We start from the raw sequence: 22,676 nt of genomic DNA on the forward strand, positions 1-22,676 counted from the left end.
CTCCACTCGATCCACGCTGTGGATACCCCACAAGTATCACTGGAGTCGAAGGTGACATGCACCGTCTGACCAGGGTGAGCATTCAGGCGTTTAGGGAATTCCCCCGACTTTTGCATGACAACTGTGGGTGACGCATTCGCCACCCGGCGTGATGCGCAGGCGCAACACGGAATCCGCGACGATCACCCGAACCGACGGATCGCATCGGGTGACGTTCGTCACAGGGTGGTGCCAGGTGAGGTCGACGGGGGCGCCGGCCCGCAGCGGGTCGGCGAGGTGGAGGGAGACCGTCCCCTCCTGCCGGCGGACCCGGACGAGCACGGAGGCGGGGGCCGAGACCTCGACGGGGCCGATGCGGCCCGGGGCGCGGAAGGTGGCCGCGGTCAGTCCTTGCCGGGGGAGGCGGACGGCCTGGACGGCGGGGGTGTTGGCGAGGACGACGAGCCAGCCGGGGTCCGCGGCACGGGCGGCGAGGGCGGCGGGCGTGGCGCCGGGCAGCAGGGCGTAGGCGTAGGCGGCGTCCTCGGGGTCCGTGCCGTGGGGGTGCCACAGGGTCAGGTAGCTGCGGGTCACGGGGGCGGTGGAGCCGCCCGTGTTGATGTCCGACCAGCGCCCGGTGCGCGCCTCGTGCAGGGCCTCCAGCCGGGCGCCGCCGGGGAAGAGCCAGCCGCCGTGCCCCGCGAGGTGGGCCCAGCGGGCGCAGTCGAAGGAGGCGGACCAGCCGTCGGCGCAGGGCTGCCGTTCGCCGTCGACGGTGAGGGCGGCGGTGCCGTGCGCACCGAGGTTGCGGTGGTCGACGACCGTCTCGACGGCCGTGCCGTCCTCGGCGGTGATGCCCGCGCCGAGGCAGACGACGGCGTCCTCCGTGCAGAACCAGGACTTGTGCGCCTCCAGCGAGGAGCCGAGCCCCTTGAGGTGCTGCCCGACGGCCGCGTACTCCCCGTCCGTGGCCCCGCCCACCCAGCGCACGTCCGGCTTCGGCGCGCCCCAGCCGCCGCCCTGGCCGTCGGCGAGGTGCAGGGCGGAGACCGTGGTGCCGGGGAGCCGGTAGGGGTCGGCGGTGGGCCAGAAGTGGTCGGTGTACTGGGCGCCGTTGCCGGGTCCCCACCAGGTGAGCATCCCGGCGCCGGTGTGCCAGCCGCGGGGGTTCTCGCCGTTGCCGTTCTCGTAGTAGGTGATGCGGTCCGAGCACATGGCGATCACGGCGGCCCAGTCCGGGCGGCGGTGCACGGCACGGTCCATGGCGGCGAAGAGCCGGTGGCCCACGGGTTCGGGCGCGGGCGGGACGGGGGCGGCGTCGACGGCGGCGAGCCGGGCCAGGTCGGCGACGCCGAACTGCGGGTCCGTGCGCACCGGAAGGGTGGTGTCGCGCGCGATCCACCCCTTGACCATCCCCTGCCAGCGGGCCCGCTCCTCCGGTGAGGCGGCCTCGCAGAGCAGCGCGACGGCGGCGATGACCGCGTGGCCCCGCTGGTGGTCGCTCTGCAGCAGCCCGTCGGGGTCGGCGCTCTGCAGTCCCCGGCTGACGGCCCGGCCGGAGACGCTGTCGGTGACGAGGCCGTCGTGGATCAGGGGCGCGAAGGCGTGCTCGACGCTGTCGAGGACGTTCTGCCGGGCGGGGTCGGTGACCTCCCAGTCCGATCCGTGCAGCAGGGCGAAGAGCCGGGCGAGCCCGTCGAGCAGCACGCAGCCGTAGGTGCCGGTGTAGGCGACCCGGGTGTGCTGGACGAACGAGCCGTCGGCGTAGAACCCGTCGCCCTGCGTGACGTGGGGGAAGACGGGCGAGAGGGCGTCCCGCGCGAGGGCGGTCCGGGCCGGGGAGGCGCCGAGGATGCCGCGCAGGGCGACGACGCGGCAGAGGTCGACGCGGTTGGCGCCGGTGCTGGTGCCGGTGTACGAGCCGAGGACCGCGTCGGGCACGAAGTGGCCGACGGCGTCGAGGAGTCCGGCCCGCCGGGCGGCGCCGGCCTCGTCGTACAGCAGGGTCAGGGTGTCCAGCAGCAGCCGGGGGGTGCCGATCTGCCATTCCCACCAGTTGCCGTAGGGGGTGGTGCCGGGGCGGTAGACGCGGTCGTGGACGTGGTCGAGCCCGGCGAGGACGGCGGCGGCCAGACCGGGGTCGCCGGTGAGCCCGGTGCCGGGCTGGGCCCAGGCACGGGCCATGGTGAACAGCCGGGCGTGGCTGAGCGTGATGCCGGCGGGCGGGTCGAAGGGCGCGTCGGGCCAGAGCGAGCCGGGGGCGGGGCGCATGCCGGCCCGGTAGGTGCGGGCGAGGTCGCCGGTGCGGCGCAGGACGGACGCGTAGGGCTCGGCGGCCGGGTCGAAGCCGGTACCGAGCGTCAGGTCCCGCCAGCGGCGCCGCAGCCGGGCGAACGGGTCGTCGGCGGCGGGGGCGAGCCCGAGGGCGCCGACGGCGGAGGCGGCGAGGAGGAAGCCTCGGCGGGTCCAGGGAGCTGCGGGCACAGGGATCCCTCCCGGTGACGGCGGAGCCGGAGGGACACGGTGGCACGGCGGTGGCGAGGCCGCAATGGCCCTGCCGGAAAGCCTCCGCACAGAACTGTTGAAAGTTGAACCAGATCGCGCTACCTTCGTGAGTGTCGTTGAAGCTTCAACGAACTCGATCTCGCCAAGGAGCCAGTCATGGGCATCTTCTCCCGCAGGAACAGCACCGCCCCCGCCGCCACCGCCGTCCTCGACGTCGACCCGGCCCTCGCCGCGCTGACCGGCGACTACACCATCGACGCCGCCCACAGCAGCATCGGCTTCACCGTGCGCCACGCCATGGTCACCAACGTCCGCGGCTCCTTCACCGAGCACGAGGGCTCCCTGCGCCTCGACGGCTCCGACCCGTCCCGGTCCACCGCCTCGCTCGACGTGACCATCGCCAGCGTGGACACCGGCATCAAGGACCGCGACGCCCACCTGCGCGGCGCCGACTTCTTCGATGCCGACCGCTTCCCGAAGATGACGTTCCGCTCCACCAAGGCCGAGCAGCTCGGCGGCGACCGCTACCGCATCACGGGCGACCTCACCATCAAGGACGTCACCCGCCCGCTCGCCATCGACCTGGAGTTCAACGGCTCCGCCACCGACGTCTACGGCATGGAGCGCGTCGGCTTCGAGGGCAGCACCGAGATCCTGCGCTCCGACTGGGGCCTGACCTGGAACGCGGCGCTGGAGACCGGCGGCGTGATGGTGAGCGACAAGGTGAAGCTCACCTTCGACATCTCCGCCGTCAAGTCCGCTCCCCAGGCCTGACCCCACGTGCGGCTCAGTGACCGAGGCGCTCCAGACGGTCCATGACCTCGGCGCCCCGGTCCGCCGCCGTGCTCAGCGCGACGTGGTTGTCCGGCCGTACGAGCACCAGCCCGTCGCCCTCGATGCCGTAGGCCCTGCGGGCGTGCCCGTCCTCGTCCGTCAGCTCGCCGTCGATGCGGCACGTGCGCACCAGCCCCGGGAACCGCTCCCCCGCCTCGGCCAGCGCCGCCTCGCTGCCCGCGCCGAAGCCGAGCAGCGTGAAGTGCGGCCCCGCGAAGACCTCGAAGAGGCGGACGGTCTTGCCGCTCGCCGCGTCCCGGCAGGGCGCGTCCGGCGCCCGCTCCCCCGCCTGCGGGCCGCCCCAGGCGAGCGAGCTCCAGGGGTAGCCCACGCTCAGCGTGGTGACGTCGGCGGTGACCCCCGCCTCGGTGCCCACGCCCGCTTCCCTGATTTCCTCGCGCACCCGGCGCATGCCCTCGGTCGTGACGTTCAGCGTCCACGCGGCGACGGGCAGCCGCTCCTCCTCGTAGGTGTCCAACAGCCCTTCGCCGGCCTGCCCGTTGACGGTCAGGGCGAGCTTCCACCCCAGGTTGAACGCGTCCTGGATGCCGGTGTTCATGCCCAGTCCCCCGGCGATGGAGTGGACGTGCGCGGCGTCACCGGCGAGGAAGACCCGGCCGACGCGGAAGCGGTCGGCCATGCGGACGTTGATGCGGTAGGTCGACACCCAGGTGGGGTCGGCGAGCTGCACCCCGGGGATCCGGGCGTGGCGGTCGAAGAGCCGCTGGAACACCTCCAGCGTCGGCGCCATGAGCTTGCCCTGCGCGTCGCGTTCGGGCACGCCCTGGAGCTGCCAGTGGTCGCTGCCGGGGAACGGGCAGAGCATCAGGCCGCCGTCCTCGTCGAACCACTGATGCCAGTAGCCCCGGTCGAGGCCGTCGGCCCGCACGTCACCGATGATCATGCATTCCTCGGCCTCGGTCTCCCCCTCGAAGCCCACCCCGAGCGCCTTGCGCACGAAGCTGCGGCCTCCGTCGCAGCCGACGAGCCGGCCGGCCTCGATGCACCGCCCGTCGGCGAGCGTGGCCGTGACCCCGGCGGCATCCTGCGTGAACTCCGTGACCTCGCAGCCGAGTTCGACCTGGACGCCGAGCTCGGCGAGGCGGTCGCGCAGGATGCCCTCGATCCGCCACTGCGGGATCAGCAGCGAACTGGTGTAGGGGACGTCGGGGGTGGGGGTCCGGTCCCCGAAGGCGACGTGGTCGGCGACCGGGACGCCGGCGCGGTACTTGCGGAGCACCGTGTGTTCGGTGCCCGCGGCGGTCACCCGCTCCCCGATGCCGAGGTCGTCGAAGATCTCGCGGCTGCGGTGGTTGAGGCCCTTGCCGCGCGAACCGGGGTGATGTCCGGGCGACTTGTCGAGGATGCGTACGGACACCCCGGCGCGGGCGAGCGTGCAGGCGAGCGTCAGTCCGGTGGGGCCGGCGCCCACGATCAGCACGTCGGTGGCGGTCATGAAGGTTCCCTCCCTGGGTTTCGGTACGCCCATTACAAGCCCGTCGGGAGAGAAAACGCAACCGAGTAACAAAAGTTTCCGGGTAATGATTTTTCTGCTAGGCTGGACGCGTGAGCGAGCAGCAGGAGCAGACCGGACTGCGGGAACGCAAGAAGCAGCGCACGCGGCAGGCCCTGTCCGACGTGGCCATCGCGCTCTTCCTGGAGCACGGCTTCGACAAGGTGTCGGTCGCGGACATCGCGGCGGCGGCAGAGGTGTCCAAGCCCACGCTGTTCCGCTACTTCCCCGCCAAGGAGGACCTGGTCCTGCACCGCATCGCCGACCACCAGGGCGAGGCGGCGCGCGTGGTGCGCGGCCGGGAGGCGGGCCAGTCTCCCCTCGCGGCCCTGCGCGCGCACTTCCACGCACGGCTGGACGCGCACGACCCGGTGACGGGGTTCAGCGACCACCCGGCGGTACGGGCGCTCCACGATCTGCTCTACGGCACGCCCAGCCTGCTGGCCCGCGCGCTCAGCTTCACCGTGCGGGACGAGAAGGAACTGGCCGACGCCTTGCGGGAGGCCGGCGACGGCGCCGGCGACGAGCTGGTGGCGCGGCTGGCCGCCGCGCAGATCGTCACCCTCCATCACCGCCTCGCCCTGGCCAACTGGCGCACCCTGACCTCGGGGTGCACCCCTGCCGAGGCGCTGGAGCGTGCCCATGCCGATGCGGAGCGGGCGTTCGACCTGCTCGGCGCCGGGTTGGGGAGCCACTACGGGTAGCGCTCGCGCCCCGTCAGGGGCGCGGGGAACCGCGCGAGCAACCATGACGCGCCCGCAGCCGAGGAGCCCGGGGCTGCGCCCCGGAACCCCTGGGGCGGTACGTCGACTGCGGGCCCGGTGGGGGCTTGTCGCGCAGTTCCCCGCGCCCCTGACGGGGCGCCTGGTCGCGCCCACGCGGCGGAGCCGCATATTCAGCAGAGCCCCGCGCCCCTTACGGGGCGCGGTACTTACCGCATCACTCCTGCGGTTCGACCCCCGCCCTGAGCAATCCGTACGCGTACGCGTCGTCCAGTGCCTGCCACGACGCCGCGATGACGTTCTCCGCGACGCCGACCGTCGACCACTCCCCCTGCTCGTCACTCGTCGAGACGAGCACGCGCGTGATCGAGCCGGTGCCCCGCGAACCCTCCAGGATGCGGACCTTGTAGTCGGTCAGCTTCAGCGAGGCGAGCTGCGGATAGATGCGCTCCAGCGCACTCCGCAGCGCCCGGTCGAGGGCGTTGACCGGGCCGTTCCCCTCCGCGGTGGCGACGATGCGCTCGCCCTTGGCCCACAGCTTCACGGTCGCCTCGTTGGCGTGCGTGCCGTCGGGGCGGTCCTCGACGATGGCCCGCCAGGACTCCACGCGGTAGTAGCGCCGGGCACGCCCCGCTTCCTCCCGCTGCAGCTCCCCCCGCAGCAGGAGTTCGAAGGAGGCGTCTGCGGCCTCGTACGTGTAGCCCGCCGACTCCCGTTCCTTGACGCGCTGCACGACGCGGCCGATCAGCTCGCGGTCGCCGCCCAGGTCGATGCCGAGCTCCTTGCCCTTGAGCTCGATGGAGGCGCGGCCGGCCATGTCGGAGACGAGCATCCGCATGGTGTTGCCGACCCGTTCGGGATCGATGTGCTGGTACAGGTCCGGGTCGACCTTGATCGCGGACGCGTGCAGCCCGGCCTTGTGCGCGAACGCGGAAAGGCCCACGTACGGCTGATGCGTGGAGGGCGTGAGATTGACGACCTCGGCGATGGCGTGCGAGATGCGCGTCATCTCGGCGAGCTTGCCCGGGGGCAGGACGCGGCGGTCGTGCTTGAGCTCCAGGGCCGCGACGACGGGGAAGAGGTTGGCGTTGCCGACGCGCTCGCCGTAGCCGTTGGCGGTGCACTGCACGTGCGTGGCGCCGGCGTCCACGGCGGCAAGGGTGTTGGCGACGGCGCAGCCGGTGTCGTCCTGGGCGTGGATGCCCAGCCGGGCGCCGGTGGCCTCGCGCACGGCGCGGACGACCTCGCCGATGCGGGCGGGCAGGCAGCCGCCGTTGGTGTCGCAGAGGACGACCACGTCCGCGCCCGCCTCGTACGCGGTGCGCACGACGTCGGTGGCGTGGTCCGGGTTGGCGCGGTACCCGTCGAAGAAGTGCTCGCAGTCGACGAACACCCGGCGGCCGCGCGAGCGCAGGTACGCGACCGTGTCGCGGACCATCGCCAGGTTCTCCTCCAGCGTGGTGCGCAGGGCCAGTTCGACGTGCCGGTCGTGGGACTTGGCGACGAGGGTGACGACCGGGGCGCCGGAGTCGAGCAGGGCGGCGACCTGCGGGTCGTCCTCGGCGCGCACGCCCGCCTTGCGGGTGGCGCCGAAGGCGACCAGCTGGGCGTGCCGGAAGTCGATCTCCTGCTGCGCGCGCTGGAAGAACTCGGTGTCCCGGGGGTTGGCCCCGGGCCAGCCGCCCTCGATGAAGCCGACGCCGAAGTCGTCCAGGTGCCGGGCGATGGTCAGCTTGTCGGCGACGGTGAGGTTGATGCCCTCGCGCTGGGCTCCGTCGCGCAGCGTGGTGTCGAAGACGTGGAAGCCGTCGTCGGGCCGAAGGCTTTCGTCGGGACCGTCGGTTGCGTCCGTCATTGCTGCTCTGACTCCTGTCGGGATCTCGGTCTGACCGGAATGACCCGTTCCACCGTTCCCCTATGATCCCGCTCGCTCCGCTCCCGGTGCAGGTGGTCCGGGAAACGAAAAGACCTCTCGCGGGTGCGAGAGGTCTGCGCGCGGGTCTGGGACGACGGTGTCCGCGTCGTACTGGTTCGTACGAGGCGGTCACTGCGGACCGGCGCGCCTGCTGCCCGTAATCGTGGCAAACGAGAACACGAGGGGCATCCTTGCACGGTTCGCCGCCGCCGTGGCGACCGGTCTCACGATGTGGGCACCCCGGTGGTCTTGATGTCGACGTCGCGCGTCTCGCGCATGGTGAGGTAGACGACGAGCGAGACGGCCGCACAGCCGGCCACGTACCAGGAGAAGCCGGACTCGATGCCCGCGTTCTTGAACCACAGCGCCACGTACTCCGCCGTCCCGCCGAACAGGGCGTTGGCGATGGCATAGGGCAGGGCCACGCCCAGCGACCGGACGCCGGTGGGGAACAGCTCCGCCTTCACACAGGCGTTGATCGAGGTGTAGCCGGTGACGATGACGAGCGCGAGCAGGGACAGGCCCAGGGCGGGCCAGAAGGAACCCGCGTCCCTGAGCATCGACATGATCGGCACGGTGAGGAACGTCGAGCCCACGGCAAAGGTGATCAGCAGCGGACGGCGGCCGATCCGGTCCGAGAGCGCGCCCGCGAGCGGCTGGATGCAGGCGAAGACGATCAGGGCGCAGAAGCTCACCAGGGTCGCCGTCTGCTTCGACAGACCGGCGGTGTTGGAGAGGTACTTGGTGAGGTAGGTGGTGTACGTGTAGTACGCCACCGTGCCACCCATGGTGAGGGCGACGACCAGTAGCGCCTCGCGCTTGTGGCGCAGCAGCGCCTTGATCGTCCCCCGGTCGTCGTCCGCGGCGGTGCTCTCCTCGTACGCCTCCGTCTCCAGCATGCTGCGGCGCAGGTAGAAGATGACGGCCGCGCCGAGCGCACCGACGACGAACGGGATCCGCCAGCCCCAGCTGTGCAGTTGGGCACCGGTGAGGGTGTGCTGCAGCAGGATCAGCAGCCCGAGCCCGGCGATCTGGCCGGCGGTCATGGAGACGTACTGGAAGCTGGAGGCGAACCCGCGGCGCCCCGGGGCGGAGGCCTCGGTGAGGTAGGTGGCGCTGGCGGCGTACTCGCCGCCGACGGACAGCCCCTGCAGGAGCCGGGCCATGAGCAGCACGGCGACGCCGCCGTAGCCGGCGACGTCGTAGGTGGGGGCCAGGGCGATGAGCACGGCGGAGGCCGACATGAGCGTGACGGTGAGCGTCAACGCGGCCTTGCGGCCGCGCCGGTCACCGACGCGGCCGAGCAGCCAGCCGCCGACGGGGCGCATGAAAAAGCCGACGGCGAAGATGCCGGCGGTGTTCATGAGCTTGGCGGTGTCGTTGCCCTGGGGGAAGAAGGCGCCGGCGAAGTAGGTGGCGAAACTGGCGTACACGAACCAGTCGAACCACTCGACCATGTTCCCGGCCGAGCCGATCCAGATCTTCTTCCAGTGCCCCGTTGACGTTTCCATGAGGGGAAACGGTGGCGGAGCGACGGGTTTCGGACAAGGGTCCGATCACAACGATCACGCGTACTTGCGTGCGTTGTGGTCACGGACTCCTGTCCGGCCCTTCAACTGCCTCAGCCCAGCGGGTGCATCCAGCCGTGGACGTCCTCGACGGCACCGGTCTGGATGTCCAGCAGCGCCTTGCGGAGCTTCATCGTCACCTCGCCCGGCTGCCCGTCCCCGACGGTCCAGTCGGCCCGCGTCGACTTCACCGAGCCGACCGGCGTGATGACGGCGGCCGTGCCGCAGGCGAACACCTCGGTCAGCGAGCCGTCCGCGTTGCCGTTCTTCCAGTCGTCCACGGAGATGCGGCCCTCGGACACCTCGTAGCCCAGGTCCTCGGCGATGCGCAGCAGGGACTTGCGGGTGATGCCCGGGAGCAGGGAGCCCGTCAGCTCGGGGGTGACGATCCGCTGTGTTCCATCTTTCTGGCCGTACACGAAGTACAGGTTCATGCCGCCCATTTCCTCGATCCAGCGGCGCTCCAGCGCGTCCAGCCAGACCACCTGGTCGCAGCCGTTCTGCGCCGCCTGGGCCTGGGCGACCAGCGAAGCGGCGTAGTTGCCACCGGCCTTGGCCGCGCCCGTGCCGCCGGGGCAGGCGCGCACGTATTCCTCCGAGAGCCAGACCGAGACCGGCTTCACGCCGCCCGCGAAGTAGGCGCCGGCCGGCGAGGCGATGACGACGAAGAGGTACTCGTTGGCCGGGCGGACGCCCAGCCCGACCTCCGTGGCGATCATGAAGGGGCGCAGGTACAGCGAGGCCTCGCCGGAGCTCGGCACCCATGCCTTGTCCTGCTTGACCAGGGCGTCGCAGGCCGCGACGAAGGTCTCGACCGGCAGCTCGGGCATGGCCATCCGGCGCGCGGAGGCCTGGAAGCGCTTGGCGTTCTCGTCCGGGCGGAACGTGGCGACCGTACCGTCCGGCTGGCGGTAGGCCTTGAGGCCCTCGAAGATCGTCTGTGCGTAGTGCAGGGTCATGTTCGCCGGGTCGACCGAGAGCGGCGCGTACGGGACGAGCTGTCCGTCGTGCCAGCCACGGCCCTCGGTCCACTTGATGGTGACCATGTGGTCGGTGAAGTGGCGGCCGAAGCCGGGGTTGGCCAGGATCTGCTCGCGCTCCGGGGCGGACAGCGGGTGCGCGGAGGGCTTGAGCTCGATCGGGGGCGTCGTCGTCATGAGTGCGTGTCCTTCACCTTTGATGCGTGTCGGACCGCGCTGCGGCCCCACGTTCGATTATCGCTCTCGTGGGGCTTTGACGAAAAACGTTCGCGCGGTCCGGGTCGATAGTCGCACCGAACCGCGCGGTAGCACAGGGTCCGGGCTAGTCAGCGGCTCGTCGGCCTACGAGTACGGCGAGGGCGTCGCCGATCTCGTCGGTCGTGCGCGGCGCGCTTCCGCGCCCCGCGAGATCCTCGGCAACGGCCGCCTCCACCCGGTCCGCCTCGGCGTCCAGGCCCAGGTGGCGCAGCAGGAGGGCGACGGAGAGCACCGTGGCCGTCGGGTCCGCCTTGCCGGTGCCCGCGATGTCCGGCGCGGAGCCGTGCACGGGCTCGAACATGGACGGAAATGCGCCACTCGGATTGACGTTCCCGGAGGCGGCGAGGCCGATGCCGCCCGTGATGGCGGCGGCCAGGTCGGTCAGGATGTCGCCGAAGAGGTTGTCGGTGACGATCACGTCGAAGCGCTCGGGCTGGGTGACGAAGAAGATCGTCGCGGCGTCGACGTGCAGGTAGTCGGTGGTGACCTCGGGGTACTCGCGGCCCACCCGGTCGAAGATGTTCTTCCAGAGGTGACCGGCGTACACGAGCACGTTGTTCTTGTGCACGAGGGTCAGCTTCTTGCGCGGCCGCGCCTGGGCCCGCTCGTACGCGTCCCGCACGACGCGCTCCACGCCGTAGGCGGTGTTGACGCTGACCTCGGTGGCCACCTCGGCGGGCGTCCCGGTGCGCAGCGAACCGCCGTTGCCCGTGTACGGGCCCTCGGTGCCCTCGCGGACCACGACGAAGTCGATGTCCGGGCGCCCGGCGAGCGGGGTCTCGGCCGTCGGGTGGAGCCGGGAGGGACGCAGGTTGACGTAGTGGTCGAAGGCGAAGCGCAGCTTGAGCAGCAGCCCGCGCTCCAGCACCCCGGACGGCACGCCGGGGTCGCCGATCGCCCCGAGCAGGATCGCGTCGTGCTGCTTCAGCGATTCCAGCTCCGCGTCCGGCAGGGTCTCGCCGGTGGCGTGCCAGCGCCGGGCGCCCAGGTCGTACTCCTGGGTCTCCAGCTTGGTGTCGGAGGGGAGGACGGCGGAGAGGACCTTCAGGCCCTGGGCCACGACTTCCGGGCCGATGCCGTCACCGGGGATGACTGCGAGACGAATGCTGCGAGACATGACTGGACCGTACTCCTCCGTCCCGCCCTATGACACACGATGTCCACGATCCGGACACGTTGCGATCCGTAAAGGTCTCGTTCACCCCAAGTACGTGACCCGGTCGTCATTTCCTGGCACGTTGCCGGGCATGGACACACCACGGGTAGGCATTCCCGAGCACCTCGCCGGCCGGATGAGCATGGCCGAGCAGCACGAGTACCTGCGCAGCAGGTTCACCCGCCGCGGCATGCTGCGGGCCGGCGCCGCAGGCGCGGGCGCCGTCGCCGGCACGGGCCTCCTCGGCGCGGGCACCAGCGCCTACGCGAAGCCCCTCTCCCCGACGCTGCTGACCTCCCCCGCCACCACGAGAGTCGACGGCCACCTCGTGGCCCCCTTCGGCCGGCACCTCGCCTTCGGCGCCGACCCGAAGACCCAGATGCGGATCTCCTGGGCGGTCCCGTTCGCCGTCAAGCGCCCGTTCGTCCGGGTCGGTCTGAAGCCGTGGGACCTCAGCCAGCGCATCCCGGCCGAGGTGCGGACCCTGCACACGCCCGCGCTGTCCAAGAAGCTCCCCGCCGTCGACCAGGTCTATCTGCACGCCGCCCTGGACAACCTCCGCCCCGGGCAGACCTATTACTACGGCGTCGGCCACGACGGCTGGGACCCGGCCGACACCCAGCACTTCGGCACCATAGGAACCTTCCGCACCGCGCCTGCGCGGGCCGGGAAGTTCACCTTCACGGCCTTCGGCGACCAGGGCGTCAGCTACCACGCCCTCGGCAACGACCAGGTGATCCTGGGTCAGAACCCGGCCTTCCACCTGCACGCGGGCGACATCTGCTACGCCGACAACAGCGGCGCGGGCAAGCCGGACGACGTCTACGACGCCCGCACCTGGGACCAGTTCCTCGCCCAGACCGAGACCGTGGCCAAGACCGTGCCGTGGATGGTCACCACCGGCAACCACGACATGGAGGCCTGGTACTCGCCCAACGGCTACGGCGGCCAGAGCGCCCGCTGGGCCCTGCCCGAGAACGGCTTCGACCCGAAGCACTCGCCGGGTGTCTACTCGTTCGTCTACGGCAACGTGGGCATCGTCGCGCTGGACGCCAACGACGTCTCGTACGAGATCACCGCCAACACCGGCTACAGCGGCGGGAAGCAGACCGCCTGGCTGGACCGGCGCCTGCGGGAGCTGCGCGGCCGCCAGGACGTCGACTTCATCGTGGTGTTCTTCCACCACTGCACCTTCTCGACCACCAACTCCCACGCCTCCGACGGCGGCGTGCGCGACACGTGGCTGCCGCTCTTCGAGAAGCACCAGGTGGACCTGGTCATCAACGGCCACAACCACGTCTACGAGCGCACCGACGCCATCAAGGGGCAGCGGGTCTCCAAGAAGGTGCCGATCGGCGGCACCGTGGACTCCTCGCGCGAGGGCATCGTCTACGTGACGGCGGGCGCGGCCGGCAAGTCGCTCTACGACTTCCCCGTGCCGGACAGCTACGAGGGCCACGTCAAGGACCTCGACAGCGTCCCCACCTTCCACTGGGTGAAGGGCGGCGGCAAGCACAAGGAGGAGGTGGAGTGGTCGCGGGTGCGCTACACCGACTACTCCTTCCTCGCGGTGGAGTCGGAACCGGGCCGCCACCCGCGGCTGCGGGTGACGGCACTGGCGGAGACGGGGGCGCGGATCGACCACTTCGAGGTGACGCGGGGCGCCCCGTAAGGGGCGCGGGGAACTGCGCGATCAACCACCGCCGGCCCGCAGCCGACGCACCACCTGGGGGATTCGGCTGCGGGTGCGTCGTGGCTGGTCGCGCAGTTCCCCGCGCCCCTTCGGGCGCAAGGCCTCAGTGGCCTGTCGAGCCGCCGTTGTCACGGCGGTCCAGCGCACGCTGGAGGGCGGCGGCGGCATTCGCCCGGTCGGTGTCGCGCTCGGCGGTGCGGGCGGTGCGGCGGGTCCTGCGGACAGCGGTGTCGGCCATGGGTCGTGTCTCCTCTGCTGAGCCCCGAGAAAGTTCGGAAGAAAGCCGGAAACAAAGGGCGGGGGCCGGGTGCGGCAGGGATCGCCTGCCCGAGCGCACGAGGCCACAGCCGCCATCGCTCGATGGAGCGGAACGATCGGCTTCTTCCACGCTAAGCCAGCGGCGCTCCGCTGTCTGCACGACTACTCGGACTTCCTACTATCTGAGACGGCCCGTTCGGCCACACGACACCGCCCCCCGGCCGGCGTGGGGGCCGGTCGGGGGGCGGAATCTGCGGCAGGACGCGGTCAGCCCATGTGCGGGTAGCGGTAGTCGGTCGGCGGGACCAGGGTCTCCTTGATGGAGCGCGTCGAGGTCCAGCGCATCAGGTTGCTCGCGGCACCGGCCTTGTCGTTGGTGCCGGAGGCGCGGCCGCCGCCGAAGGGCTGCTGGCCGACGACGGCGCCGGTCGACTTGTCGTTGATGTAGAAGTTGCCCGCGGCGAAGCGGAGCTTCTCCATCGCGTCGGCGGCCGCGGCGCGGTCGGCGGCGATGATCGAGCCGGTCAGGGCGTACGCCGAGACGGACTCCATCTGGGCCAGCATCGCCTCGTACTCGGCGTCCTCGTAGACGTGGACGGCGAGGATCGGGCCGAAGTACTCCGTGGTGAAGACCTCGTTGGCCGGATCGGTGCACTCGATGACGGTCGGGCGGACGAAGTAGCCCACCGAGTCGTCGTACGTGCCGCCCGCGACGATCGTGCAGGTCGGGTCGGCCTTGGCGCGGTCGATCGCGGCCTTGTTCTTGGCGAAGGCGCGGTCGTCGATGACGGCGCCGATGAAGTTGTCCAGGTCGGTGACGTCACCCATGGTGATGCCGTCGACCTCGGCCGCGAACTCGTCCTTGAAGCCGTTCTCCCAGATCGAGCGCGGGACGTAGGCACGGGACGAGGCCGAGCACTTCTGGCCCTGGAACTCGAAGGAGCCGCGGGTCAGCGCGGTCTTCAGGATCGCCGGGTCGGCGCTCGGGTGGGCGACGACGAAGTCCTTGCCGCCGGTCTCGCCGACCAGGCGCGGGTAGGACTTGTACGTCTCGATGTTGTTGCCGACCGTCTTCCACAGGTACTGGAAGGTCTTGGTCGAGCCGGTGAAGTGGATGCCCGCCAGCTCGGGGTGGTTCAGGGCCACCTCGGAGACGGCGATGCCGTCGCCGGTCACCAGGTTGATGACGCCCTTGGGCAGGCCCGCCTCCTCCAGCAGCTGCATCAGCAGCACCGCGGAGTGGGTCTGGGTCGGGGACGGCTTCCAGACCACGACGTTGCCCATCAGGGCCGGGGCGGTCGGCAGGTTGCCCGCGATGGCCGTGAAGTTGAACGGCGTGATCGCGTAGACGAAGCCCTCCAGCGGGCGGTGGTCGCTGCGGTTCCACACGCCGGCGGAGTTGGCGACCGGCTGCTCGGCCAGGATCTGGCGCGCGAAGTGCACGTTGAAGCGCCAGAAGTCGACGAGCTCGCAGGGGGTGTCGATCTCGGCCTGCTGGGCGGTCTTGGACTGGCCCAGCATGGTGGAGGCGGCCAGCGTCTCACGCCAGGGGCCGGCCAGCAGCTCGGCGGCGCGCAGGATGATCGCGGCGCGGTCGTCGAAGGACATCGCGCGCCAGGCCGGGGCCGCGGCGAGCGCGGCGTCGACCGCGTCCTGCGCGTCCTTCTGCGTGGCGTTGTTGAAGGTGCCGAGGACGGCGGCGTGGTGATGCGGCTGGACGACCTTGAACGGCTCGCCGCCGCCCATCCGCTTCTCGCCGCCGATGGTCATCGGCAGGTCTATGGGGTTGCTCGCCAGCTCCTTGAGCTTGGCCTCGAGGCGGGCGCGCTCGGGGGAACCGGGGGCGTAGGAGTGCACCGGCTCGTTGACCGGCGCGGGGACCTGGGTCACAGCATCCATGGCTGCCATGTCTCCTTCGGGGGTCGGGGGTCGGGGTCAGCCGCGCGAAGCGGATGGTCAGCCGCGCGTCGCGAGCGAGCGCAGGAAGAACGCGAGGTTCGCCGGGCGCTCGGCGAGCCGCCGCATGAAGTATCCGTACCAGTCGGTGCCGTACGGGATGTACACGCGCATGCGGTGGCCGTCCGCGACGAGGCGCTGCTGCTCGGCCTCACGGATGCCGTACAGCATCTGGAACTCGTATGCGTCCAGTGTGCGCCCGTAGCGGCGGCCGAGCTCCTGCGCGATCGCCACCATGCGGGGGTCGTGCGAGCCGATCATGGGGTAGCCCTTGCCGGCCATCAGGATCTTCAGGCAGCGCACGTAGGCCAGGTCGACCTCGCGCTTGTCCTGGAAGGCGACGGACGCGGGCTCCTTGTAGGCGCCCTTCACCAGGCGCACGCGCGAGCCCTCGCCGGCCAGCGCGTGGCAGTCGTCCTCGGTGCGGAAGAGGTAGGACTGCAGGACGGCACCGGTCTGCGGGAAGCGCTTGCGCAGCTCGGCCAGGATCGCCAGCGTGGAGTCGACCGTGGTGTGGTCCTCCATGTCCAGCGTCACGGTGGTGCCGGCCTCGGCGGCGGCCTCCACGACCGGGGTGACGTTGGCCAGCGCCAGGTCGTGACCGCCCGGCAGCGCCTGCCCGAAGGCGGACAGCTTGACGGACATCTCGGCGCGCACGCCCAGGCCCTCGGTCCGCAGCGCCTCGGCCAGCGCCAGGTAGGCGTCACGGGTGCGCAGCGCCTCGGCGGGGTCGGTGATGTCCTCGCCCAAGTGGTCGAGGGTGACCTCCATGCCGCGCTGGTTCAGCGACCGCACGGCGGCCATGGACTCGTCCAGAACCTCGCCGGCGACGAACCGGTCGACCACGGGACGGGTCACCGGCGCGGCCGAGACGATACGGCGGATCGCGTCGCTGCGGGAAGCGGCGAGCAGCACAGGACCCAGCACTGGGCACCTCCACGATGACGGCCGTCGCCACGACGGGGGACGGCATAAGTAACTCATCGTGAAACCTAGGTTTCCAGCCACGGCGTCACCATCGACAGCTGTCACGCATCCGTGGTCGGCATCTCAGACAGATGTATGACAATGGTGGCCGGTCAGACAGGAAGGGAGCACTGAGCAGCATGCGGGGTGAGTATCAGCAGCTGGTCGACGAGATATCGGCGGCGCTCGGGGCTCCTGCGACCCTGGAGGACAGGGATTTCGGGCTCATCGCCTTCGGCGCCCACGGGGGTGACGACGACACGGACCTCCTGATGGACCCGGTGCGCACGCGCTCGATCCTCCAGCGGCGCTCGACGGCGGCGGTGCGGGCCTGGTTCGAGGCGTTCGGCATCGCGCGGGCCCAGGCTCCGCTGCGGATCCCGCCGGACCCGGCGGCCGGGGTCTTCACCGGCCGGATCTGTCTGCCCGTGCGGCACCGGGGCGTCGTCCTCGGCTACGTCTGGCTGCTGGACGACGAGCACCTGGCCGGGCTGGACCTGTCGGTGCCCTTCGCCGACCCCCGGCTCGCCCAGGCCATGGACACGGCGGCCCGCATCGGCGCCCTGCTGGCGGCCGAGGCCCGGGCCGGTGCCGAGCTGGGCGAGCTGCTGCGGGACCTGCTGACGGCCCGCCGCCCGGCCCGTGAGGCGGCCCGCGACGCGCTGCGGGAGGCGCTGGGCTCCGCCTCGGACGGGCCGCTGGCGCTGCTGGCCGTCGCGCCCTGGCAGCTGACGGGCGACGCCGCGGACGGCGAGGCGCTGGCCGCGCAGTCCGGGGTCGCCGCGATGTGCGCGGTGCCGGAGGCGCTGCCGGACGGTTCGGCGGCGCTCGCCGCGCTGATCCGGCTGCGGGCGCTGGGCTCGCCCGCACCTGCGATGGCGGCCGCGGACCGGCTGCTGCACTCGCCGCGCGCCGGCCGCCCCGGCCTGGCGGCGGCCGGCCTCGCCGAGCCGCGGCGCGGACTCGCCGAGCTGCCGGAGGCCTGGACGGAGGCGCTGGCGGCGGCCCGGGCAGCGGCCGCGGAGCGCCGCCTGGGGCCGGTGGCGGAGTGGGAACGGATCGGCGCGTACCGGGTGCTGACCGCCCTTCCGCCCGACCGCACGGCGGACCCGGCGGTCCGCCCCCTGCTGGCCCGCACCCACACGGAACTGGCCCGCACGGCCGAGGTCTTCCTCGACTGCGCGGGCCAGGCGGGCCGTGCGGCGGCGGCGCTGGGCATCCACCGCCAGACCCTCTACTACCGGCTGAACCGGGTGGAACAGCTGACGGACCTGGACCTGGACGACGGCGAGGATCGGCTGTTGCTGCACCTCAGCCTGAAGGCGTCCCGCCTACGGCTGGGTTAGGCGCGCCCCGTCAGGGGCGCGGGGAACTGCGCGACCAGCCCCCACCGGCCCGCAGCCGACGCACCACCCCAGGGGTCCGGGGCGAAGCCCCGGGTACCTCGACTGCGGGAGCGTCGTGGCTGATCGCGCAGTTCCCCGCGCCCCTACGGGGCGCGCCCCGAACCTCACTCCTCCCGGAGGGAAATGGCCTGCACCGGGCAGGCCCGCACCGCCTCCCGTGCCAGCGGGTCCCCGGACCCGTCCTCCTTGCCCGGGCGGACCATGCCGTATCCGTCATCGTCCTGGTCGAAGACCGCCGGCGCGGTCAGGGCGCACTGCCCCGACCCGATGCACACACCGGAGTCGATCGTGATGCGTACGCTCATGATGGTGAAGCTCCGTTCTCCGGTCACCACGTGACCGGCAAGGCGACGAGTCCTTGCAGCGAACCGGCCGGTTTGAGAACCAACTCGTCGGCCGGGACGGCCGTTCGCAGCGAGGGTATGCGGGCGAACAACGTGGTGAGGGCGATCTCCAGTTCCGCCCGCGCCAGGTTCTGGCCGAGGCACTGGTGCACCCCGAAGCCGAAGGCGATGTGGTGGCGCGCCGAGCGCCGCACGTCGAGGGCGTCCGGCCGGTCGTAGGCCGCGGAGTCGCGGTTGACCACCGAGGCGGGGAGGACGACGCCGTCCCCGGCCCGTATGGTGTGCCCGCCGATCTCGGCGTCCTCGACGGCGACCCGGACCAGGCCGTCGGCTATGGAGAGGTACCGCAGCAACTCCTCGACCGCACCGGGCATCAGCCCGGGCTCGGCCCGCAACGCCGCCAGCTGGTCGGGGTGTTCGAGGAGCGTGTAGGCCCCGAGGGCGATCATGTTGGCGGTGGTCTCGTGGCCCGCGACGAGCAACAGCAGGGACATCATGACCAGTTCGTCGCGGTCGATCCGCCCGTCGGCGTACTGCTCGGCGACGAGCCCGTCGAGCAGCCCGTCGCCGGGCGCGGACTGCTTGGCGTCGATCAGGTCGCCCAGGTACTCCTGGAGATCGATCCGCGGTGCCCGCGCCTCCTGCGCGGTCTGCGCGAGGAGCAGCCGCCGCGACCTGCTCTCGAAGAACTCGTGGTCGGCGTACGGCACTCCGAGCAGCGAGCAGATGACCATGGACGGCAGGGGCAGGGCGTACGCGGAGACGAGCTCGGCGCCCGGGCCGGCGGCGAGCATGGCGTCGACGAGGCCGTCGACGATCTGCTGGATCTGCGGCCGCAGCGCGTTGATCCGCTTGAGGCCGAACGCGGAGATGAACATGCGCCGCTGACGGGCGTGCAGCGGATCGTCGACGCCGAGCATCGGCACCGCGGGCAGCTCCCGCTGCTCCTCGAAGCGCGGCAGAATCGCCGGGAAGGCGGGATGCGTCCGGTCGGAGGAGAAGCGGGGGTCGGTGAGCACCGCGCGGGCCTCGGCGTGTCCGGTCACGGCCCAGATCTCGCGGCCGTCGTAGAGCCGCACACGGGTCACCGGGCCGTGCTCCGCCAGCTTCGGGTAGGCGGCGGGCGGCTGGTAGGGACAGCCGCGGCCCTGCGGGAACACGGGTGCGGCGGGTGCAGAAGTTGCGGAGGGTGCGGCGACGGGGATGGTGGTGCCGGTCTCGTTCATGAGCAGCTCCCGGGTCGGGACTGATGTCCTCAGGCAACCATGAGAACCGGGTCACCCGCCAGGTGTCCAGTACGCCCGGTAAGCGCACCGCGGCGCAACTCTATTTGTCCGAAACTGCTCCTGCCGGGGAGTCCGCCGGATCGAGCACCCGCCCTTCGAGGACCCGGCGCATGCCCTCGACGATGTCCCGTCCCTTGGGCACGGCGGCCGGGTCGATGAGCCACTGCACCCACAGGCCGATGAACAGGGCGTGGTAGAGCGAGCCCACCGTGCGCGTCGCCTCGGCGCCGACCTCGGTGTCGTCGACGCCCTCGAAGATGGCGACCATCCCCTCCCGGCCGCTGGGCAGGACCTCGGCGAAGGTCTTCTTGAGCTCGGGGTGCTGGTCCAGCTGCCCCACGACCTCCATCTGCACCTGCCAGAACTGGCGGTTGGCCGCGAACCCCTCGATCACCGCGTCCCAGGTCGCGGCGTTGCGCTCGTCCGCCGAGACGCCGGAGCGGACGACGCCCTGCAAGCTGCGCCCGACGCTCTCGCCCCACTCCTCGGTCATCTTCATGAAGGCCGCCAGCATCAGCGCGTCCTTGGACCCGTAGTGGTAGCCGATGGAGGCGAGGTTGGCCCCGGAGGCCGCCACGATGTCGCGCGCGGTCGTGCGCACCCAGCCCTTGTCGAGCAGGCAGCGCTTGGCACCTTCCAGCAGATCTTCACGATGTCCCATGCGGACACCCTAGCCCGGCGCCATACGCCCGTCCCATACACCCGTCCTATACGCACGTCCCATACGTGCGTCATAGACAAGCGTTTAAGACATCCGTATATTCCTCGGCATGACGAACCCCAGCGCACGCGCCGGGCGCCGGGAGTGGACGGCGTTCGCCGTGCTCCTGCTGCCCCTCCTCCTGGTCTCGATGGACGTCTCCGTCCTCTTCTTCGCGATGCCCGCCATCACCGGGCAGCTGGCCCCCACCAGCACCCAGCAGCTCTGGATCTTCGACAGCTACGCCTTCGCCCTCGCCGGCCTCCTGATCACCATGGGCTCGCTGGGCGACCGGATCGGCCGCCGCAAGCTGCTGCTGTTCGGGGCCGCGGCCTTCGGCGCCGCGTCGGTCGCCGCCGCGTACGCCCGGACCCCCGAGATGCTCATCGCGGCCCGGGCCGTGCTCGGCATCGGCGGGGCCACGCTGATGCCCAGCACCATGGGGCTGGTGCGCAACCTGTTCCGGGACGAGGCGGAGCGCACCAAGGCGATCGGCATCTGGTCCGGCGCCATGGCCGGCGGCATCGCGCTCGGCTCGGTGCTGGGCGGCGTGCTGCTGAAGTACTTCTGGTGGGGGTCGGCGTTCCTGATCAACGTGCCCGCAATGCTGCTGCTCCTGGTGCTCGCACCGTTCCTGGTGCCGGAGTCCCGCGACCCGCGGCCGAGCCGGTTCGACCCGCTGAGCGCGGTGCTCTCGATGGGCGCGGTGCTGCCCGTGATCTACGGCACCAAGCGGATCGCGGCCGACGGGCCCACGCCCGCCATGGGCCTGTGCATCGGGGCCGGGCTCACCGTCGGCGCCGTCTTCGTGCACCGGCAGCGCAGCAACCCGGACGCCATGATCAGCCGGGAGCTCTTCCGGCACCGGGTCTTCGGCGCGGGCATCGGCATCAACACCCTCGCCGCCGTCGGCATGATGGGCTCGTCCTACTTCACCACCCAGTACCTGCAGGCCGTGCTGGGCAAGACCCCGCTGGAGGCCGCACTGTGGGGAGTGATCCCCTCGGTGGCGGTCGGCATCGCCGCATCCGTGGCAGCCGGGGCGGGGCAGCGGACGGCCAAGTCCCGCGTCATCGCCACCGGGTTCGGCATCGCCGCCCTCGGCTACGCCCTGCTCGCCCTGTGCGGCCCGCACTCCCTCGCGCTGACCCTGGTCGCCGCGGCCGTCATCGCCTGCGGGATCGTCGCCGTCATGGCGGTGGTCTCCGACATGGCCCTCGCCTCCGCGCCGGTGGAGAAGGCGGGTTCGGCCGCGGCCCTCCTGGAGACGGGACAGGAGTTCGGCGGCGCACTGGGCATGGCGGTCTTCGGCAGCATCGGCCTGGCCGTCTACCGCCGCGACGCCGACGCCGGACTGCCGGGCGGGCTCCCCCACAGCGCCCACGAAACCCTCGGCGGCGCGGTGGCCGTGGCGCACCGGCTCCCCGGCCGGGCGGGCGAAGCGGTCCTCGCCACGGCGCGCGACGCCTTCGTCCACGGCATGCACGTCGCCGCCGTCGGCGGCATCGCGGTACTGCTCCTCGGCGCGGTCGTCACACTCGTCGCACTGCACCGCCGCGCAACGGTCCCCGTCCTCCCGGACCGGGACGCCGTTGCGACGCAGCGATGAACGGCTCCAGGCCGTCGAGCAGCCGGGCCAGCCCGAACTCGAACATCGAGTCCAGCGAGAACTCCTCGTCGGCCTCCCTGAACATCCGCTCGTAGACGGGGAAGTGGCCGGCGGCGAGAATCCGTTCCATGTCCGCGGCGCGGGTCTCGATCCACCCGTCCTGCGTCATCCCGGTGTCCTGCTCGGCGTCCGCCTCGTCCTCCAGGTTGACCGCGACGCCCCGCACGTAGCCGGCCACGGCGACGGTGATGTGCAGCAACGCGCCCGGGCGGAGGCCGAGTTCATGGAGGGGGCGCATCGCCCAGTCCATCTGCGCCATCGCGTGCGGCGACATCAGCGGGCGGGTGAAGGACATGGCCTTCGCCAGCCACGGGTGCCGCCGGTAGAGCGCCCACTGCGTGCGCGCGGACGCCTCCAGCCGGCCCCGCCAGTCCGTCGCGGCGCACGCCGGGAGCCGCACGTCGCCGAAGACCGCGTCGGCCATCAGCTCGACGAGCTCGTCCTTGCCGGGCACGTGACGGTACAACGCCATGGTGGAGACGCCGAGTTCGGCGGCGATGGTGCGCATGGAGACGGCCGCGGAGCCGTCGGCGTCGGCGATGGAGACCGCGGTCCGCACGATGCGCTCCCGGGTGAGCACCCCGCCGCCCGCCGCCCGGGACCTGGCCCGCCGGACGCTCCGGCCGGCGGCCCCGGACCGCGGGTCCGGGGCCTCGACGACCGTGCCCACACCGGGCACGGCCCGGACGAGCCCCTCCTGCCGCAGCACGACGAGAACCTTGGTGGCGGTGGCCATCGCCACCCCCCACTCCTGGGTGATCTGCCGCGTGGACGGCACCTTGTCCCCTGCGCGGAGCTCGCCGGAGGAGATCCGCGCGCGGATCTCGGCGGCGATCCGGAGATAGGGCGGATCGGCGGGCTGTCCTGGTGCACCCATGCGGAGCAGGGTACGCGCCCCGTAAGGGGCGCGGGGAACTGCGCGAGCAACCACGATGCGCCCGCAGTCGAGGTTCTCGGGGCTGCGCCCC

The 22,676-nt window shown here is 71.7% G+C and carries 18 protein-coding genes; 5 read left to right on the plus strand and 13 right to left on the minus strand.

The window, feature by feature from the left end; translation table 11 throughout:
• Positions 1-90: 90 nt before the first annotated feature.
• On the minus strand, positions 91-2,463 hold the full coding sequence (locus ACMATS_RS11820; RefSeq protein WP_414167866.1) for a polysaccharide lyase 8 family protein: 2,373 nt from the start codon (positions 2,461-2,463) through the stop codon (positions 91-93).
• 177 nt (positions 2,464-2,640) lie between these two features.
• Here ACMATS_RS11820 and ACMATS_RS11825 point away from each other — a divergent pair, with 177 nt between their 5' ends.
• Positions 2,641-3,258, plus strand: a complete 618-nt coding sequence (locus tag ACMATS_RS11825) for a YceI family protein (protein WP_414167867.1) — start codon at positions 2,641-2,643, stop codon at positions 3,256-3,258.
• A gap of 13 nt (positions 3,259-3,271) precedes the next feature.
• On the opposite strand, the gene ACMATS_RS11830 is transcribed toward ACMATS_RS11825, so the two are convergent.
• Complete coding sequence (locus tag ACMATS_RS11830) at positions 3,272-4,774, minus strand: FAD-dependent monooxygenase (RefSeq protein ID WP_414167868.1); 1,503 nt, start codon at positions 4,772-4,774, stop codon at positions 3,272-3,274.
• A 110-nt stretch (positions 4,775-4,884) separates the two neighbouring features.
• Here ACMATS_RS11830 and ACMATS_RS11835 point away from each other — a divergent pair, with 110 nt between their 5' ends.
• The gene (locus ACMATS_RS11835) at positions 4,885-5,535 is read left to right on the plus strand and encodes a TetR/AcrR family transcriptional regulator (protein ID WP_414167869.1); all 651 of its coding nucleotides are present in this window, start codon (positions 4,885-4,887) and stop codon (positions 5,533-5,535) included.
• A gap of 235 nt (positions 5,536-5,770) precedes the next feature.
• Here the strand turns inward: ACMATS_RS11835 and cimA are convergent, their stop codons facing one another.
• From cimA to ACMATS_RS11855, 4 genes are all read right to left on the minus strand, one after another.
• Positions 5,771-7,408 carry a citramalate synthase gene (gene cimA / locus ACMATS_RS11840; protein ID WP_391151704.1) on the minus strand — a complete coding sequence of 546 codons (1,638 nt, stop codon included), beginning with the start codon at positions 7,406-7,408 and terminating at the stop codon, positions 5,771-5,773.
• 284 nt (positions 7,409-7,692) lie between these two features.
• Positions 7,693-8,979 (minus strand): MFS transporter, encoded by a 1,287-nt coding sequence (locus tag ACMATS_RS11845; protein WP_414167870.1) that lies wholly within the window; start codon positions 8,977-8,979, stop codon positions 7,693-7,695.
• Positions 8,980-9,089: 110 nt separating this feature from the next.
• Positions 9,090-10,193, minus strand: a complete 1,104-nt coding sequence (locus ACMATS_RS11850; protein WP_414167871.1) for a branched-chain amino acid aminotransferase — start codon at positions 10,191-10,193, stop codon at positions 9,090-9,092.
• 145 nt (positions 10,194-10,338) lie between these two features.
• Positions 10,339-11,391 (minus strand): 3-isopropylmalate dehydrogenase, encoded by a 1,053-nt coding sequence (locus tag ACMATS_RS11855; protein ID WP_390776682.1) that lies wholly within the window; start codon positions 11,389-11,391, stop codon positions 10,339-10,341.
• A gap of 130 nt (positions 11,392-11,521) precedes the next feature.
• On the opposite strand from ACMATS_RS11855, the gene ACMATS_RS11860 reads away from it, so the two are divergent.
• Positions 11,522-13,102 carry a purple acid phosphatase family protein gene (locus ACMATS_RS11860; protein WP_414167872.1) on the plus strand — a complete coding sequence of 527 codons (1,581 nt, stop codon included), beginning with the start codon at positions 11,522-11,524 and terminating at the stop codon, positions 13,100-13,102.
• A 124-nt stretch (positions 13,103-13,226) separates the two neighbouring features.
• On the opposite strand, the gene ACMATS_RS11865 is transcribed toward ACMATS_RS11860, so the two are convergent.
• The 3 genes from ACMATS_RS11865 to ACMATS_RS11875 all read right to left on the minus strand — a co-directional run bounded on the left by ACMATS_RS11865 (position 13,227) and on the right by ACMATS_RS11875 (position 16,264).
• The gene (locus ACMATS_RS11865; protein WP_336416318.1) at positions 13,227-13,361 is read right to left on the minus strand and encodes a hypothetical protein; all 135 of its coding nucleotides are present in this window, start codon (positions 13,359-13,361) and stop codon (positions 13,227-13,229) included.
• Positions 13,362-13,648: 287 nt separating this feature from the next.
• Positions 13,649-15,280 (minus strand): L-glutamate gamma-semialdehyde dehydrogenase, encoded by a 1,632-nt coding sequence (gene pruA / locus ACMATS_RS11870; protein ID WP_390776680.1) that lies wholly within the window; start codon positions 15,278-15,280, stop codon positions 13,649-13,651.
• A 57-nt stretch (positions 15,281-15,337) separates the two neighbouring features.
• The gene (locus tag ACMATS_RS11875) at positions 15,338-16,264 is read right to left on the minus strand and encodes a proline dehydrogenase family protein (RefSeq protein WP_390776679.1); all 927 of its coding nucleotides are present in this window, start codon (positions 16,262-16,264) and stop codon (positions 15,338-15,340) included.
• 179 nt (positions 16,265-16,443) lie between these two features.
• Between ACMATS_RS11875 and ACMATS_RS11880 the strand changes: the two genes are divergently transcribed.
• A complete protein-coding gene (locus ACMATS_RS11880; RefSeq protein ID WP_414167873.1) occupies positions 16,444-17,649 on the plus strand; it encodes a PucR family transcriptional regulator in 1,206 nt (401 codons plus the stop codon).
• Positions 17,650-17,813: 164 nt separating this feature from the next.
• On the opposite strand, the gene ACMATS_RS11885 is transcribed toward ACMATS_RS11880, so the two are convergent.
• The 3 genes from ACMATS_RS11885 to ACMATS_RS11895 form a co-directional block, all read right to left on the minus strand.
• Positions 17,814-18,014, minus strand: a complete 201-nt coding sequence (locus tag ACMATS_RS11885; protein WP_414167874.1) for a ferredoxin — start codon at positions 18,012-18,014, stop codon at positions 17,814-17,816.
• Positions 18,015-18,037: 23 nt separating this feature from the next.
• Positions 18,038-19,279 carry a cytochrome P450 gene (locus tag ACMATS_RS11890; protein ID WP_414167875.1) on the minus strand — a complete coding sequence of 414 codons (1,242 nt, stop codon included), beginning with the start codon at positions 19,277-19,279 and terminating at the stop codon, positions 18,038-18,040.
• Positions 19,280-19,379: 100 nt separating this feature from the next.
• Positions 19,380-20,000, minus strand: coding sequence for a TetR/AcrR family transcriptional regulator (locus ACMATS_RS11895; protein WP_390776676.1), 621 nt, complete (start codon positions 19,998-20,000; stop codon positions 19,380-19,382).
• A gap of 109 nt (positions 20,001-20,109) precedes the next feature.
• Here ACMATS_RS11895 and ACMATS_RS11900 point away from each other — a divergent pair, with 109 nt between their 5' ends.
• The gene (locus tag ACMATS_RS11900; RefSeq protein ID WP_414167876.1) at positions 20,110-21,648 is read left to right on the plus strand and encodes an MFS transporter; all 1,539 of its coding nucleotides are present in this window, start codon (positions 20,110-20,112) and stop codon (positions 21,646-21,648) included.
• Here the strand turns inward: ACMATS_RS11900 and ACMATS_RS11905 are convergent.
• Entirely contained in the window at positions 21,572-22,585 is a 1,014-nt protein-coding gene (locus tag ACMATS_RS11905; RefSeq protein ID WP_414167877.1) for a TetR/AcrR family transcriptional regulator C-terminal domain-containing protein, read from the minus strand. The two genes, ACMATS_RS11900 and ACMATS_RS11905, sit on opposite strands and share 77 nt — an antisense overlap.
• Positions 22,586-22,676: the final 91 nt, after the last annotated feature.

It is taken from the genome of Streptoverticillium reticulum (assembly GCF_047456005.1).
Classification (GTDB): domain Bacteria; phylum Actinomycetota; class Actinomycetes; order Streptomycetales; family Streptomycetaceae; genus Streptomyces; species Streptomyces reticulum.

Excerpts from the sequence above, each read along its gene's own strand:
- ACMATS_RS11885 (WP_414167874.1), bottom strand. The coding sequence starts at position 18,014 with ATGAGCGTACGCATCACGATCGACTCCGGTGTGTGCATCGGGTCGGGG.
- ACMATS_RS11900 (WP_414167876.1), top strand. The coding sequence starts at position 20,110 with ATGACGAACCCCAGCGCACGCGCCGGGCGCCGGGAGTGGACGGCGTTC.
- cimA (WP_391151704.1), bottom strand. The coding sequence starts at position 7,408 with ATGACGGACGCAACCGACGGTCCCGACGAAAGCCTTCGGCCCGACGAC.
- pruA (WP_390776680.1), bottom strand. The coding sequence starts at position 15,280 with ATGGATGCTGTGACCCAGGTCCCCGCGCCGGTCAACGAGCCGGTGCAC.
- ACMATS_RS11905 (WP_414167877.1), bottom strand. The coding sequence starts at position 22,585 with ATGGGTGCACCAGGACAGCCCGCCGATCCGCCCTATCTCCGGATCGCC.
- ACMATS_RS11895 (WP_390776676.1), bottom strand. The coding sequence starts at position 20,000 with ATGGGACATCGTGAAGATCTGCTGGAAGGTGCCAAGCGCTGCCTGCTC.
- ACMATS_RS11865 (WP_336416318.1), bottom strand. The coding sequence starts at position 13,361 with ATGGCCGACACCGCTGTCCGCAGGACCCGCCGCACCGCCCGCACCGCC.
- ACMATS_RS11890 (WP_414167875.1), bottom strand. The coding sequence starts at position 19,279 with ATGAACGAGACCGGCACCACCATCCCCGTCGCCGCACCCTCCGCAACT.
- ACMATS_RS11845 (WP_414167870.1), bottom strand. The coding sequence starts at position 8,979 with ATGGAAACGTCAACGGGGCACTGGAAGAAGATCTGGATCGGCTCGGCC.
- ACMATS_RS11825 (WP_414167867.1), top strand. The coding sequence starts at position 2,641 with ATGGGCATCTTCTCCCGCAGGAACAGCACCGCCCCCGCCGCCACCGCC.
- ACMATS_RS11855 (WP_390776682.1), bottom strand. The coding sequence starts at position 11,391 with ATGTCTCGCAGCATTCGTCTCGCAGTCATCCCCGGTGACGGCATCGGC.
- ACMATS_RS11860 (WP_414167872.1), top strand. The coding sequence starts at position 11,522 with ATGGACACACCACGGGTAGGCATTCCCGAGCACCTCGCCGGCCGGATG.
- ACMATS_RS11850 (WP_414167871.1), bottom strand. The coding sequence starts at position 10,193 with ATGACGACGACGCCCCCGATCGAGCTCAAGCCCTCCGCGCACCCGCTG.
- ACMATS_RS11880 (WP_414167873.1), top strand. The coding sequence starts at position 16,444 with ATGCGGGGTGAGTATCAGCAGCTGGTCGACGAGATATCGGCGGCGCTC.
- ACMATS_RS11830 (WP_414167868.1), bottom strand. The coding sequence starts at position 4,774 with ATGACCGCCACCGACGTGCTGATCGTGGGCGCCGGCCCCACCGGACTG.